This window comes from Achromobacter piechaudii NBRC 102461, assembly GCF_001571245.1.
Taxonomy (GTDB): Bacteria; Pseudomonadota; Gammaproteobacteria; order Burkholderiales; family Burkholderiaceae_B; genus Achromobacter; species Achromobacter piechaudii.
Window position 1 is genome coordinate 435,423 of sequence record NZ_BCTK01000001.1, and the last position, 13,549, is coordinate 448,971.

General features: G+C 64.9%; 14 protein-coding genes. 6 read left to right on the forward strand and 8 right to left on the reverse strand.

Annotated features, from left to right (window positions below; translation table 11 throughout):
* The first annotated feature begins 113 nt into the window (after positions 1–113).
* The 5 genes from API01S_RS02125 to garL all read left to right on the forward strand — a co-directional run bounded on the left by API01S_RS02125 (position 114) and on the right by garL (position 5,030).
* A complete protein-coding gene (locus tag API01S_RS02125) occupies positions 114–1,043 on the forward strand; it encodes a dihydrodipicolinate synthase family protein (RefSeq protein WP_006220304.1) in 930 nt (309 codons plus the stop codon).
* Between the two features lie 103 nt (positions 1,044–1,146).
* On the forward strand, positions 1,147–1,920 hold the full coding sequence (locus API01S_RS02130) for a FadR/GntR family transcriptional regulator (RefSeq protein ID WP_006220303.1): 774 nt from the start codon (positions 1,147–1,149) through the stop codon (positions 1,918–1,920).
* Positions 1,921–1,932: 12 nt separating this feature from the next.
* Complete coding sequence (locus tag API01S_RS02135; RefSeq protein WP_409360595.1) at positions 1,933–3,087, forward strand: Ldh family oxidoreductase; 1,155 nt, start codon at positions 1,933–1,935, stop codon at positions 3,085–3,087.
* Positions 3,088–3,183: 96 nt separating this feature from the next.
* Positions 3,184–4,185: a Bug family tripartite tricarboxylate transporter substrate binding protein gene (locus tag API01S_RS02140; protein ID WP_061302923.1), complete on the forward strand. Its 1,002-nt coding sequence runs from the start codon at positions 3,184–3,186 to the stop codon at positions 4,183–4,185.
* Positions 4,186–4,262: 77 nt separating this feature from the next.
* Positions 4,263–5,030: a 2-dehydro-3-deoxyglucarate aldolase gene (gene garL, locus API01S_RS02145; RefSeq protein WP_006220300.1), complete on the forward strand. Its 768-nt coding sequence runs from the start codon at positions 4,263–4,265 to the stop codon at positions 5,028–5,030.
* 61 nt (positions 5,031–5,091) lie between these two features.
* Here garL and lysA read toward each other — a convergent pair whose 3' ends face one another.
* Positions 5,092–6,324, reverse strand: a complete 1,233-nt coding sequence (gene lysA / locus API01S_RS02150) for a diaminopimelate decarboxylase (protein ID WP_050730253.1) — start codon at positions 6,322–6,324, stop codon at positions 5,092–5,094.
* Between the two features lie 114 nt (positions 6,325–6,438).
* On the opposite strand from lysA, the gene API01S_RS02155 reads away from it, so the two are divergent.
* Positions 6,439–7,365, forward strand: a complete 927-nt coding sequence (locus API01S_RS02155; RefSeq protein WP_050730073.1) for a LysR family transcriptional regulator — start codon at positions 6,439–6,441, stop codon at positions 7,363–7,365.
* Between the two features lie 106 nt (positions 7,366–7,471).
* Here API01S_RS02155 and rpsT read toward each other — a convergent pair whose 3' ends face one another.
* The 7 genes from rpsT to API01S_RS02190 form a co-directional block, all read right to left on the reverse strand.
* Positions 7,472–7,735 carry a 30S ribosomal protein S20 gene (gene rpsT, locus API01S_RS02160; RefSeq protein ID WP_025135824.1) on the reverse strand — a complete coding sequence of 88 codons (264 nt, stop codon included), beginning with the start codon at positions 7,733–7,735 and terminating at the stop codon, positions 7,472–7,474.
* 290 nt (positions 7,736–8,025) lie between these two features.
* Complete coding sequence (locus API01S_RS02165) at positions 8,026–8,997, reverse strand: FecR family protein (RefSeq protein WP_050730074.1); 972 nt, start codon at positions 8,995–8,997, stop codon at positions 8,026–8,028.
* Positions 8,998–9,188: 191 nt separating this feature from the next.
* Positions 9,189–10,748, reverse strand: coding sequence for a murein biosynthesis integral membrane protein MurJ (gene murJ / locus API01S_RS02170; RefSeq protein WP_050730075.1), 1,560 nt, complete (start codon positions 10,746–10,748; stop codon positions 9,189–9,191).
* A 184-nt stretch (positions 10,749–10,932) separates the two neighbouring features.
* Positions 10,933–11,691 (reverse strand): 3-hydroxyacyl-CoA dehydrogenase, encoded by a 759-nt coding sequence (locus tag API01S_RS02175; RefSeq protein ID WP_006220294.1) that lies wholly within the window; start codon positions 11,689–11,691, stop codon positions 10,933–10,935.
* A gap of 131 nt (positions 11,692–11,822) precedes the next feature.
* Complete coding sequence (gene adk / locus API01S_RS02180; RefSeq protein ID WP_006220292.1) at positions 11,823–12,479, reverse strand: adenylate kinase; 657 nt, start codon at positions 12,477–12,479, stop codon at positions 11,823–11,825.
* A 91-nt stretch (positions 12,480–12,570) separates the two neighbouring features.
* The gene (kdsB, locus tag API01S_RS02185) at positions 12,571–13,335 is read right to left on the reverse strand and encodes a 3-deoxy-manno-octulosonate cytidylyltransferase (protein WP_050730076.1); all 765 of its coding nucleotides are present in this window, start codon (positions 13,333–13,335) and stop codon (positions 12,571–12,573) included.
* Positions 13,336–13,345: 10 nt separating this feature from the next.
* A complete protein-coding gene (locus API01S_RS02190) occupies positions 13,346–13,525 on the reverse strand; it encodes a Trm112 family protein (RefSeq protein WP_006220289.1) in 180 nt (59 codons plus the stop codon).
* Positions 13,526–13,549: the final 24 nt, after the last annotated feature.

The window sequence follows — 13,549 nt, forward strand, 5'->3', positions numbered from 1 at the left end:
TCCTGATGCCTTTCAGTTGTCAAAGAAATATAGGTATTGAGCATTTACTTGTCAACCAAGTATACTTTTTTCACCTTACTTATCTTACAACTGGATCAGCCTGGAGCCCGTTCATGAAAACTTCCCCGGTCACCGCGCAGGACTTGCAACGTTCGGTCATCGCCGTGCCGCCGCTTGCGCGCCACGACGATCTTTCGCTGAACGAAGCGGCCAACAAGGCCCTGCTTGGCCATCTGGAAGCGGGCGGCGTGCGCAACGTGATGTACGGCGGCAACGCCAATTTCTACAACGTGGGCGTAAGCGAATATGCGCGTATCGTGGATATGCTGGCCGGGCTGGCCGGTTCGGACACGTGGATTCTGCCGTCGGTCGGGCCCGACTACGGCAAGATGATGGATCAGGCCGCCATCCTGCGATCGCGCGCGTTTCCCACCGCCATGTTGTTGCCGATGTCCTTTCCTTACACGGACGCAGGCCTGGCCGAAGGAGTGCGGCGCTTCACGGATGCGTTGGGCAAACCCGCCGTCGTCTATATCAAGTCGGCTGACTACCTGGCGCCCGAGACTGCCGCGCGTCTGATCGAAGAAGGCCGTATCGCCGCCTTCAAATACGCCGTGGTGCGGGACGACCCGACCAAGGACGCGTATCTGTCGTCACTGCTGGAGTCGGTGGACTCGCAGTGGATCGTCAGCGGCATCGGCGAACGTCCGGCCATCGTGCACTATCGGGACTTCGGTTTGAAGAGCTTCACGTCGGGCTCGGTGTGCGTGGCCCCGCGCGGATCGATGCGTTTGCTGCATCTGCTGCGCGAAGGGCGTTACGACGAGGCGCAGGCGGTGCGCGAGCATTACCTGGGCCTGGAAGACTGCCGCGACGGCATCAGCCCCATCCGCGTGCTGCACGACGCGGTGACGCTGTCGGGCGTGGCGGACATGGGCCCCATGCTGCCGCTGTTGACCGGCATTTCCAGCGCCGAGCGTGAACGCGTAGCGCCCGTTGCGCGCGCGCTGGCCGCGTGGGACCGGGAAGCGGTGGCCGCCTAAAGGTGCAGGGCAACGCAGAGCCGCGCCCGTCAAGCCGCGTGTTGGCGGTACGATGGGCGCTGTCCGCGTAATGGTGGACAGGCTTACGCATTCAGGAGGTTCCGTGGCCCGATCCAAATCAACAACGTCACCCCAAGCGCAGACGCCGGCCGAGGCCGACGCCGCCGGTTCCCACGTGCTTGAACGGGGACACCGGGTGCGGCTGGCGGATCAGGTCTACGGGCAGATCTTCGAACAGATCGTCTCTGGCGGACTGAACGTCGGCGACAAGCTGCCCTCGGAAAACGAGATCTCGGAACGCTTCGGCGTCTCGCGTCCGGTGGTGCGTGAAGCGCTGCTGCGTCTGCGCGCCGATGGCCTGATCACCGCGCATCAAGGGCTGGGCACGTTCGTCAGCCACCAGCCCGCGCCGCGTTTGAAGACCTTCAACGACGTGCAGAATGTCAGCGCGTATCTGCGCGCCCAAGAAGTGCGCGTGGCGCTGGAGGGCGACGCCGCGCGGCTGGCGGCGCTGCGCCGCACCGACGAGCAGCTCAAGAAGATCGCCGACGCGCACGCGGCCTTTGCCGACAGCCTGACGCATGGCCAGGTCTCGCCCGAAGCCGATCTGGCTTTTCACGCGAGCATCGCCGAGGCCAGCGGCAATGATTTCTATCTGGGCGTGCTGGAAAGCATCCACGAATCCATCAACGGCTTCATGCGGCTGACCTTGAGCCTGACACGGACCGGCTCGCGCCAGCGCGCGCAACGTGTCGTGGACGAACACGCCACCATCCTGGACGCCATCCGCGAACAGGACAGCGAACGCGCGCGCGTCGCCATGCAGTTTCATCTGGGGCAGGCGCGGCATCGGCTGGTCGACCGCGAACGCGACTGACCGATTGCGCGCATGCCGACGCCACTTCACCCCACAACAACACGGAGACAACCAGTGCAAGGCAATGAAGCAACAGCCAGGAACGTGCCGGTAGAACAGGTGCGCGAACAGATCTTGCAGGTGCTGCAAGCGTGGGGCATGGACGAAGACCTGGCCCACACCACGGCGGGCCTGATGGCGCGGACGGATTTGCTGGGTATCGATTCGCATGGCATTTCGATGCTGCCTTCGTACGAAGAGAAATGGCGCGCCGGATCGTTGCGGCTGGATGCCCGCGCGCGCATCGTGCGCGACAGCGGCGCCAGCGCGCTGCTGGACGGCATGGGCGGCTTGGGCTATCCGGTGGCGGCGCAGGCCATGCACATGGCCGTCGACAAGGCGCTGGAACACGGGGTGGGCGCGGTCTCGGTCTGCAATTCGCATCACTTCGGCGCGGCCGGTGTCTATGCGCGCATCGCGGTGGAGCGTGGCGTGGTCGGCCTGGTGACCAGCAGCGCCAACGGCATCATCATGGTGCCGACGCGCGGTGCCATGCCCATGCTGGGCACCAACCCCATCGCCTTCGGCGCGCCCGCCGCGCACAACGAGCCGTTCGTGCTGGACATGGCCACCACCACCGTGGCCGCGAACAAGGTCAAGGTGTATGACTTCCTGGGCAAGCCGCTGCCGCCGGGCTGGGCGGTGGACGGGCAGGGTGGCGCCGTCACCGACGCCAATGCGGCCATGCAGTACATCTTCCAGCAGCCCGAGGGCGGCCTGACGCCGCTGGGCGGCACGCCCGCGATGAGCAGCCACAAGGGCTACGGGCTGGCGATGATGGCGCAGATACTGGGCGGCACGCTCAGTGGCAGCGCGTTCGCCGCGCGTCGCGCACCCACGCGCAAGCCGGGTGAGCCCGACGACGTGGGCCATTTTTTCCTGGCGCTCAATCCCGATGCGTTCCGCGCGGCGGGCTCGTTCGAATCCGATATGGATGACATGATCGACGCCTTGCACGACACGCCGCCCGCGAACGCCGACGAGCCCGTTCTGGTCGCGGGCGAGCCCGAAGCGGCCGAGCACGCGCGCCGGCTGCGGGCCGGCATACCCATTTCGGCCGCGTTGGCCGAACGCCTGCGCGGCATTTGCGAGCGCGCGGGCACGCCTTACCTGCTGGACGATATCTGATCGCACGGCAGCGTTGCTCTGCACTGTCTTACCGATAACAACCGACCCGGTCACCGGGCTGAAATCCTAAAAAAAACCAGAGGACGAGAGACAACCATGCAAGAACGCAAAAACCTGGCGCGCAGGCGCTTTGCTGTACTCGCGGCAGCTACCCTGGGCGCGATGACGTTGCTGCCGGTGGCGGCCCTGGCGCAATCGGGCGCCTGGCCCGCCAAGCCCGTCAAGCTGATCGTGCCATTCCCGGCAGGCGGCAGCACCGATTCCGTCGGCCGTCTGCTGGCGGCCGAGCTGTCCAAAGAACTGGGCCAAAGCGTCATCGTCGAAAACAAGGGCGGGGCCAACGGCAACATCGGTTCCGATGTCGTGGCCAAGGCCGAGCCTGACGGCTACACGCTGCTGCTGTCGGGCGTGGGCTCCAACGCGATCAGCTACGCCGTCTACCAGAACATGCCGTATCGCAACAGCGACTTCGCGCACATCTCGCTGTTGGCGACCGGGCCGAACGTGCTGGTGGCCAACATGGAGTTTCCGGGCAAGACCTTCGCCGACTTCATCAAGCTGGCGCGCGAGAATCCCGGCAAGTACACGCACGCCAGTTCCGGCAGCGGTTCGTCGGGCCACCTGGCCATGGAAATGCTCAAGCAGGACGCCAAGATCGACCTGGTGCACGTGCCTTACAAGGGCGGAGCCGCCGCTATTACCGACATGATCGGCGGACGCGTGTCGGTGATGTTCCTGAATCAGGACACGCTGCTGCCGCAAGTGAAGTCCGGCAAGCTGCGCGCGTTGGCCGTCGCCAGCGCCAAGCGCAACCCCGCCTATCCCGACACGCCGACCGTGGCGGAATCAGGTTATCCGGGCTTCTCGGCCGAATCGTGGTTTGGCTTGTCGGCGCCTGCCAAGACGCCGCCCGCCGTGATCCAGCGCTTGAACCAGGCCACGGTCAAGGCATTGGGCTCGCCAGAGATCCGGCAGAAGCTGGAGGCCGTGGGCTTTGTCGTGGTGGGTGATGACCCCAAATCGTTCTCGGCCTTCGTCGACAACGAAATCACCAAATGGGGCAAGGCCGCCAAGGCGTCGGGCGCGCGCATGGATTGATGCGGAGTCGCCGGGCTGCGGCCCGGCGCGCCAATATTACGAACTCAGGTTTTCTTTTTGCATAAGCGAAGACGGCAATGAACTCACCTTTACCCAACCGTTTCCGGCAGCGCATCCTGGCGCGCGAGCGGCTGATCGGCTTCTGGATGTGCATGTCCAGCCACATCACGGCCGAGCTGGTCGGGCTGGCCGATTTTGATTGGCTGCTGCTGGATGGCGAGCATTCGCCTAACGAAGTGCCGATGTTCCTGCAACAGTTGCAGGCCTTGCAGGGCAGCGCCAGCGCCGCCGTGGGTCGGCCTTCGTGGAACGATCCCGTGCAGATCAAGCGTCTGCTGGACATCGGTTTTTACAACCTGTTGATCCCGTTCATCGAATCCGAAGCCGACGCGCGGCTGGCCGTGGCGGCCACCCGTTATCCGCCGCAAGGCATCCGCGGCGTGGCGGGCGCGCAGCGCAGCAACCGCTACGGCACGGTGCCGGATTACCTGCAAACCATCAACGACAACATCTGCGTGCTGCTACAGATCGAAAGCCGTCCAGGCATCGAGGCCGTGGACGAGATCGCCGCGGTTGAAGGGGTGGACGGCGTGTTCATCGGCCCGTCCGACCTGGCGGCCGCGCTGGGCCATATCGGCAACCCGGGCCACCCCGAGGTGCAAGAGACCATTCGTCACCTGCACCAGCGCGTGTCGGCCCAGGGCAAGGCGGTGGGCATTCTTGCGCCGGTGCATGCGGATGCGCGCCGCTATCTGGACATGGGCATGCACTTCGTTGCCGTCGGCACCGACTTGGGCGTGTTCAAGCAGGCCACGTTCGCGCTGCGCGACGCCTTTCCCACCTGATCGCGGCGCAGGGCGCCATCGACACAAAGCCCCACGATTTTTCTGCGTGGGGCTTTTGCTTTCAGTCTTCCAGCGCCAGCAATTCGGCCACGGTCTGGCGGCGGCGGATCAGCCGCGCCTGGCCCTGGTCCAGCAGCACTTCTGGGGCCAGCGGCCGGGTGTTGTAGTTCGAGGACATCGACGAGCCGTATGCGCCGGCATTGTGCAGGACTATGAAGTCGCCGATGCGCGGCTGCGGCAACAACTGGTCGGACATGACGCCGCCTTCTTCCTGCGTGAACACGTCGCCCGATTCGCACAAGGGGCCTGCGACCGCGATGCGCGTGTGTTCCACGCCGCTGGGGTCCGAGCCGTCGGGCGCGTGCACCGAAATGCGATGGAAGCTGCCGTACATGGCCGGGCGCATCAGGTCGTTGAAACCGGCATCGACCAGCGCAAAGTCGCGCTCGGGGCGGTGGTTGACGGCGTGCACCTCGGTCACCAGCACGCCGGCCTCGGCGATCAGGAAACGGCCGGGTTCGATCTCCAGGCGGACCGAATGGCTGAGAAATTGTTCGATGCGCTTGCGGGCGGCGTCCCACTGTTCAAAGTAATGGTCGCAGTCGATGCGCGGCTCGCCGTCGCGGTAAGGGATCGACAAGCCGCCGCCGGCCGAGATGGCTTCGATGTCATGGTCCAGCGAACGCACCACGTCGACCATGGCGTCGCAGACGCTGGACAGGTGGCCGTAGTCCACGCCGGAGCCGATGTGCATGTGGATGCCGACGAGCTTCAAGCCGTGGCGGCGCACGATGGCGACTGCCTTGGCGACGTCGTCGATCCAGATCCCGTGCTTGCTTTGCGGGCCGCCGGTGTTGGTCTTGTTGCTATGGCCGTGGCCGAAGCCGGGATTGATGCGCAGCCATACGCGATGGCCGGGCGAGGCCTGACCCACGCGGTCCAGCATGTCGAGCGAGCCGGCGTTCACGGTGATGCCGTGGCGCAGCACGGTGTCGAGCGTCGCGTGGTCGATCAGGTCGGCCGTGAACACCATGCCTTCGGGTTCGCCCTTGGGGTCAAATCCGGCGGCCAGGCTGCGTTCGATCTCGCCCAGCGACACGGCGTCGACCACCGCGCCTTCCTCGCGCATCAGACGCAGGATGTGCAGATTCGAGCAGGCTTTTTGTGCGTAGCGAATGGTGTCGAAGCGACGCAGCTGGGCGATGCGTTCGCGGATGACCGCTGCGTCATACACCCATAGCGGGGTGCCGTGCTGCGTGGCGAGTTGGGTGAGTTGGCGCGGATCGAAAGCCATGAAGCGTGGACCTTGAGAAAAGAATGAAACCAGGCGGCAATGATGCCGCGTCTGATGCATCCAGTAAAATGCTTATATGTTGAAGATCCATTCATTCCTGATATGGAGTGCACGATGCTGACGCATCGCCATATCGAAGTCTTTCGCGCGGTGATGATTGCGGGCAGCGTCACGCGCGCGGCCCAGCTGCTCAACACCTCGCAACCCACCATCAGCCGTGAGCTGGCGCGCATGGAGCAGGGCATCGGCTTTGCGTTGTTCGAGCGCGTGCATGGCCGCCTGCGGCCCACCATGCCGGCCCTGGCGCTGTATGACGAGATCCGCCAGTCGTATGCAGGGCTGGAACGCGTCGCGTCCGCTGCCGCCCGTCTGCGGGAATTTCGGGGCGGGCAATTGTCGGTGATCGCCTTGCCGGCGTTCTCGCATTCGATCCTGCCCGACGCGTTTCGCCGGTTTCACGATCAGCATCCAGGGGTGAGCCTGTCGGTGGAGACGCAGGAATCGCCCTTCCTGGAAGAATGGCTGACCGCGCAACGGTACGATCTGGGCTTGACCGAGCATGACGCCGCGCCGGCAGGCACGCGCGTGCGGCTCTTGCTACAGGTGGACGAGGTGTGCGTGCTGCCGGATGGCCACCCCTTGTTGGCACGGCGGGAAATCGATCTACCAGATTTTGCGGGCCACGCCTTCGTGAGCCTGTCGGCCAATGACCCCTATCGAATCCAGATCGACGAAGCCTTCGCCCAGGCGGGGGTAGCACGGCGCTCCATCGTGGAAACGCCGACGGCAGTGTCCGTGTGTACTTTCGTGCGTCAGGGGCTGGGCTTGGCGATCGTCAACCCGCTGACCGCGCTGGATTTCGCTGGCAGGGGCCTGCATATCCGGCCGCTGCGCCCGTCACTGCCATTCCGCGTGAATGCGGTCTTTCCAGAACATCGGCCAGCGAATCCCTTGGTGGATGCGTTCATGGCGTCCTTGTCGGACGCGGCCGATGCGATCCTGGCCAGGCTGGCCGATACGGCGGAGGCTTCGGCCACGTAGCCAGTTTCGGAGTTCCACATCGAGCAGGCAACAAAAAAGGATGCCGTAGGGCATCCTTCTTCATTTGCCGTATTCATGACGCCCCAGAAAGCGGGGCGGCAGAATCTTAGGCCAGCGCCTTGATAGCGGCAGCCAGGCGGCTCTTGTGGCGAGCAGCCTTGTTCTTGTGGATGATGTTCTTGTCAGCCACGCGATCGATCACGCTCGAGGCCTTCTGGAACACGTCGCCAGCCGCAGCTTTGTCGCCAGCGGCGATAGATTGGCGAACGCGCTTGATGGCGGTGCGCAGCATCGAGCGCAGGCTGGAATTGTGCTTGTTGCGCTCAACGGATTGGCGAGCGCGCTTGCGGGCTTGGGCGGTATTGGCCATGTTGCTATATAAGTTGAATTCGGCAAAGTCGAACATTGTAGCAAGTCCCGAAGGGATTGCAAGCTTTTAATGTCAGATCTGTCGATGGAGCGCCCGTCAACCGGGCGGGGGGCGCTGAGGGGAAAAAGTTCCTGGGCTAAAGAGTCCTAGCTAGAGAACCCTTTCGGATGATCCCCTGCTAAAGCCTAGAACCAAAGCCTTGAGGAAAACCCGCGGCGCCTACTGGATAAAAACACGGTGCTTAGTATACAACGAAGCGGGGCGCAGGCACAGTGCCGCGCATAGCGTTGTCAAGTCGCGACGTTGATGGAAACAAACCAGGGGGTAAAGCGGCGGACATTGATGGGCATCATCTGTTCCAGCGTGTCCAGCGCGGCGTTGGTGTCGTCCAGCGGGAAGTGCCCCGAAACGGGCAGGCCGCCCGCCGCCATGGACACGCGCAGCGTACCCGTGCGATAGGGGCGCAGGGCGGCGATCACTTCGGCCAGCGGGCGTCCGCGCGCGTCGACCCAGCCGGATTCCCATGCGGCTTCCGCCATCAGTTCGGCGCGCGGAATATCCATGCGCGACACATCGAAGCGTGCGCCTGTGCCGGCCCGCACAGTACCGTGCGCGCCTGCCATGGTTTCGACCTCGACCTCGTGTTCGTGCACCACAACCACGGTGCGCTGGGCTTGCTGGCGCACCATGTAGCGGGTGCCCAGGGCGCGTACGGTGCCCTCGGCGGTCTGAACCAGGAAGGGGCGGCGCGCGTCAGGCGCCACGGAAACCGTTACTGCCCCGTCCAGCAGGCGAACCTGCCGATAGGCTGGCGTGAAATCCAGGTTGACGCGACTGCGGGCGTCCAGCAGCAGTTGGCTGCCATCGGACAGCAGGTAGCGGCGGCGTTCGCCGGTCGCCGTCGCGGCATCCGCGGCGACGTTGTTCAGCGGGTAGAAGGCATTGCCGACGTAGGCGGCGCAGGCCGCCGTACTGGCGAGCGCCAGCGAACCGGCCAGAAATCGGCGGCGAGGCGGCATGATGGCCGGGGGCGGTGGGATCAGCGACTGTGCGGCGGGCGCGGCACCGGCGGGATACCCCGCTGCGGGGTAAGCGTCGCCAAGCCGTCCGAAGGTCGATCCTGCTAGCGAGCCCGTCAGCTGCTGCCACGCGTTCTCATGTACAGGGTCGGCCGCACGCCACGCCAGGAAGTCGTTGTAGTCCTGCGCTGTCGCTTTACCTGAGCGCAGCAGTAGCAACCAATTGATCACCTGGTCCGCCATGGGTTGTCCTTGGGCGTACTTCACTTCATGTTCCCGCACAGAAATCGGCGGGGGTCCTTTCAATAGCAATTTGTAAATAATAAAGGTTTTTTACCAAAGATTACCGGGCTGTTGGCAATTCTTGACGAATCTAATGCAAAAAGCCGGCGAGAAGCCGGCTTTTTGGTGGGAATGTCGCCCGGACGGCCGAATCAGGCTTTTGGACGACGCCCAAAATCCTTAAGTCTGAATCCAAAGAGTAACAACATTCCGAAGTACACCACGCCACTGGTGATCAAAACGCCACCCAGCCAGGCAGCGCGCAAGCCCGCATGGGATTGAAGGCCGATCCAATCGATCTTGCCGTCCGCGTACCAGAGCAGCGCGGCCAGTGCCGCCAAGGCGGGCACGAGGCGCGCGACGAACACCGCCCAGCCCGGACGCGGCTGGTAAACGCCCCGGCGACGCAGGCCGATCAGCAGCGCCAGCGCATTCAGGCAGGCGCCCAGGCCGATGGCCAGCGCGAGGCCGGCATGGGCCATGAAGGGCACCAGCACCAGGTTCATCAGCTGCGTCAGGATCAGCACGCCGATGGCGATCTTCACCGGCGTGCGGATGTCCTGCTTGGCGTAAAAGCCCGGGGCGAGGATCTTGACGGCCAGCAGGCCGATCAGGCCGGCCGAATACGAGATCACGGCCAGCCGCGTTTGCAGCACGTCCTGCGCGGCGAAGGCGCCATAGTGAAACAGGGTGGCGACCAGGCCGTCCGACAGCAGCGCCATGCCTACCGCGGCAGGCAGGCCGAACAGCAGCACCAGCCGCAAGCCCCAATCGAGCAGGGCGCTGTAGCCGCCATGGTCATCGCGCGCGTGCGCGGCCGACAGGCTTGGCAACAGCACGGTGCCCAGCGCGACGCCCAGCAAAGCGGTTGGAAATTCCATGAGCCGGTCCGCGAACGACAGCCAGGTCACGCTGCCGGGTGTCAGCCAGGTTGCGATATTGGTGTTGATCAGCAGCGAGATCTGCGCCACCGACACGCCCAGCGTGGCAGGCGCCATCTGCTTGAGGATGCGTTGCACCGTGGGATCGGCCCAGGCCTCGCGGAAACGCAGCGAGAAACGCGGCGTCAGCCCCAGGCGCGCCAGCGCGAGCCATTGCACGGCCAGTTGCGCCACGCCGCCCGCCATCACGCCGATCGCCAGCGCATAGACCGGCACGTCCATGCGCGGGGCCAGCCAGATGCAGGCGGCGATCATCGACAGGTTCAGCAGCACCGGCGTGAAGGCCGGTACGGCGAATTTGCGCCAGGTATTGAGCACGCCCGAGGCGAATGCGATGAGCGACATGCAGAAGATGTAGGGAAACATCATCCGCGTCATCCAGACGGCGGCGCCAAATTCGGTATCGCGGGCGGCGCCTCGCAGGCCGCTGGCCATGGCGGACACGACCCAGGGCGCGGCCGCGATCCCGATCAGCGTGATCAGCATCAGCGTGGCCGTCAGCAGCAGCGCAACGCGATCTAGCAGCGTGCGCACTTCTTCTTCCGACCGTTTGTTGCGGGCAGCCCCAAGGATGGGCACGAACGCCTGGGCGAACGCGCCTTCGGCAAACAGGCGGCGCAGCAGGTTGGGAATGCGGAAGGCGACCCAGAAGGCGTCGGTGATGGGGCCGGCGCCAAAGGCGCGCGCGACAAGAATGTCACGGACCAGGCCGGAAATGCGGGACAGCAGGGTGAAGCTGCTGACGGTGGCCGCCGAACGAAACAGGCTCATGGATGGGACTACGTAAAAAAAGGGCCGGCTGGCCCTGCAAGCGTAAAGCCAGTTGAACTGGCTACGGCAATATCAGTCCCCGCGCCCCGCAAGCATGCTGGTTCCCCGCCAGGTTGCCCTGGAGAAAAAGCCGCCCCTGCGCGGGGCGGCAAGCGTGCAGAGCCTGCGCGGCGCGGGGGGATTTTCACTTCGGGGGCATGCGGATGGCGCCATCCAGTCGAATCGTTTCGCCGTTCAGCATGTCGTTCGTGACGATGCTGTAGACCAGCTTGGCGTAGTCTTCCGGCCGGCCCAGGCGGGCGGGGAAGGGGATGCTGGCGGCCAGCGAGTCCTGCACTTCCTGGGGCATGCCGAAAATCATCGGCGTGCCGAAGATGCCCGGGGCGATGGTCATGCAGCGGATGCCGGTCTTGGCCAGATCGCGGGCGATCGGCAGAGTCATGCCGGCCACGCCAGCCTTCGAGGCGGCGTAAGCGGCCTGCCCGATCTGACCGTCGAAGGCGGCGACCGACGCCGTGTTGATCATGACGCCGCGCTCGCCGGTGGGCTCGGGCGTGTTCGCGCTCATGGCCTCGGCGGCCAGGCGCATCATGTTGAAGCTGCCGATCAGGTTGATCGACACGACCTTCTGGAACAGGTCCAGCGGATGCGCGCCGTTCTTGCCGACGATCTTCGCGGCCGGGGCCACGCCCGCGCAGTTCACCAGGCCAAACAGCGCGCCCAGTTCCAGCGCGGCGGCCACGGCGCTCTTGCCGTCGGCTTCCTGCGTCACGTCGCAATGCACGTAGCGCTGGCCCAATTCCTTGGCCAGGGCCTGGCCAGGCTCGTCCTGCACGTCGGCGATGACGACCTTGGCGCCATTTTCCACCAGCATGCGCACGGTGCCCGCGCCCAGTCCGGACGCGCCACCCGTAACGATGAATACCTTGTTCGCGATTTCCATGTCTCTACCAGTTCAATTGAAGGGATGAAAGCGGCGCGGCAGGCGCCGGATGCAACAAGGCCTTCGGGCCGATGCCGGAGCGCATTGCGTCCAGCCGGCGCCGAAGGCCTTTGGGGCCAACCCAGCGCCGATCAGCCGTTGACGGCCTCGAACAGGCGCGACTTGATTTCGTCGACGGCGCCCACGCCCGAGATCTTGCGGTACTTGGGGGCTTCGGCGGCGTTCTGCTGCGCCCAGGTCGAGTAGTAATCGACCAGCGGACGGGTCTGTTCGCGATAGACGGACAGGCGATGGCGCACCGTTTCCTCGCGATCGTCGTCGCGCTGGATCAGTTCTTCGCCGGTGACGTCGTCGCGGCCTTCAACCTTGGGCGGGTTGAAGCGCACGTGGTAGCTGCGTCCGCTGGGCTGGTGCACGCGGCGGCCGCTCATGCGTTCGATGATGTCTTCTTCGGGCACTTCGATTTCCACCACGTAGTCCAGCTTGACGCCGGCGCTCTTGAGCGCGTCGGCCTGCGGGATGGTGCGGGGGAAGCCGTCGAACAGGTAGCCGCCAGCGCAGTCGGGCTGCTTGAGGCGGTCTTGAACCAGGCCGATGATGATCTCGTCGGAAACCAGACCGCCGGCATCCATGACCTTTTTGGCTTCAATACCCAAGGGCGTGCCTGCCTTCACCGCGGCTCGCAGCATGTCGCCGGTGGAGATCTGGGGAATGCCGAAGTGTTGGGTGAGAAACGCGGCCTGGGTGCCTTTGCCGGCGCCGGGAGGTCCGAGCAAGATGAGACGCATGAGTGCTCCTGATGGGGTTTATTTTTTGTGATCCGGGGGATTATGCCGCAACGCAGCAGCCAATGCGGGGCTGCGCCATGGGAAATAACCCTTACATCTGTTTGCTGTAGATCAACCGCACGCGTTCCAGATCCGCCGGGGTGTCTACCCCTGCCGCGGGAGGGTTGAGCGTACGGTGTACGACGATTTGATGGCCATGTTCCATGGCGCGCAGTTGTTCCAGCGACTCGAACCGTTCCAGCACGCCCTGCGGCAGGGTCGGGAAGCGACGCAAAAACGACACGCGGTAGGCGTACAGGCCGATGTGGTGCCAGGCGGGCAGGCCCTCGGCCAGTACGCGCTCGCCGGCAGCCAATGCGTCTCGCGCCCAGGGAATCGGGGCGCGCGAGAAATACATGGCGCGGTCGTCCGCCGTGCAGACGACCTTCACGACGTTCGGGTTGAACAGCGCCTCGGCGTCCGCCAAGGGGCTGGCGCAGGTGGCGATATCGGCCTGCGGGTTGGCCAGCAGCTTGGCCGCCACGGCGTCGATGAGTTCGGGTTCGATCAGCGGCTCGTCGCCCTGCACGTTGACCACGATGGCCTCGTCCGGCAAGCCCAATTGTTCGACGGCTTCCGCCAGCCGGTCGGTGCCGGTGGGGTGGTCGCCGCGCGTCATCAGGGCGTTCAGGCCGTGGGCCGCGACAGCCGCCTGCACGCGGGCGTCGTCCGTGGCGATGTACAGGCGCGAGGCGCCTGACAGTGCGGCGCGGTCGGCGGTGCGCACGACCATCGGCTTGCCGGCGATGTCGGCAAGCGGTTTGTCGGGCAGGCGGGTCGAGGCGGCGCGCGCCGGGATCAGGGCGATAAAGCTCACGGTGCGGCGGTCAGGTGGGGGCGGTTTCGTCCAGCACCCGGGCTTCCGATTCCAGCATGACGGGGATGCCGTCGCGAATCGGGAAAGCCAGGCGATCGGCGCGGCAAACCAGTTCGGCCTGTTCGCGGTCGTGTTCAAGGCGGCCCTTGCACAGGGGGCAGACGAGGATGTCGAGAAGTCGGGATTCCATGACCGGGATTCTAAAACAGTTTGT

What these genes read in the sequence shown, in the direction of transcription:
- API01S_RS02125 (WP_006220304.1), top strand. Translation starts at nt 114, where the DNA reads ATGAAAACTTCCCCGGTCACCGCGCAGGACTTGCAACGTTCGGTCATC.
- API01S_RS02135 (WP_409360595.1), top strand. Translation starts at nt 1,933, where the DNA reads ATGCCGACGCCACTTCACCCCACAACAACACGGAGACAACCAGTGCAA.
- API01S_RS02140 (WP_061302923.1), top strand. Translation starts at nt 3,184, where the DNA reads ATGCAAGAACGCAAAAACCTGGCGCGCAGGCGCTTTGCTGTACTCGCG.
- garL (WP_006220300.1), top strand. Translation starts at nt 4,263, where the DNA reads ATGAACTCACCTTTACCCAACCGTTTCCGGCAGCGCATCCTGGCGCGC.
- lysA (WP_050730253.1), bottom strand. Translation starts at nt 6,324, where the DNA reads ATGGCTTTCGATCCGCGCCAACTCACCCAACTCGCCACGCAGCACGGC.
- API01S_RS02155 (WP_050730073.1), top strand. Translation starts at nt 6,439, where the DNA reads ATGCTGACGCATCGCCATATCGAAGTCTTTCGCGCGGTGATGATTGCG.
- rpsT (WP_025135824.1), bottom strand. Translation starts at nt 7,735, where the DNA reads ATGGCCAATACCGCCCAAGCCCGCAAGCGCGCTCGCCAATCCGTTGAG.
- API01S_RS02165 (WP_050730074.1), bottom strand. Translation starts at nt 8,997, where the DNA reads ATGGCGGACCAGGTGATCAATTGGTTGCTACTGCTGCGCTCAGGTAAA.
- murJ (WP_050730075.1), bottom strand. Translation starts at nt 10,748, where the DNA reads ATGAGCCTGTTTCGTTCGGCGGCCACCGTCAGCAGCTTCACCCTGCTG.
- API01S_RS02175 (WP_006220294.1), bottom strand. Translation starts at nt 11,691, where the DNA reads ATGGAAATCGCGAACAAGGTATTCATCGTTACGGGTGGCGCGTCCGGA.
- adk (WP_006220292.1), bottom strand. Translation starts at nt 12,479, where the DNA reads ATGCGTCTCATCTTGCTCGGACCTCCCGGCGCCGGCAAAGGCACCCAG.
- API01S_RS02190 (WP_006220289.1), bottom strand. Translation starts at nt 13,525, where the DNA reads ATGGAATCCCGACTTCTCGACATCCTCGTCTGCCCCCTGTGCAAGGGC.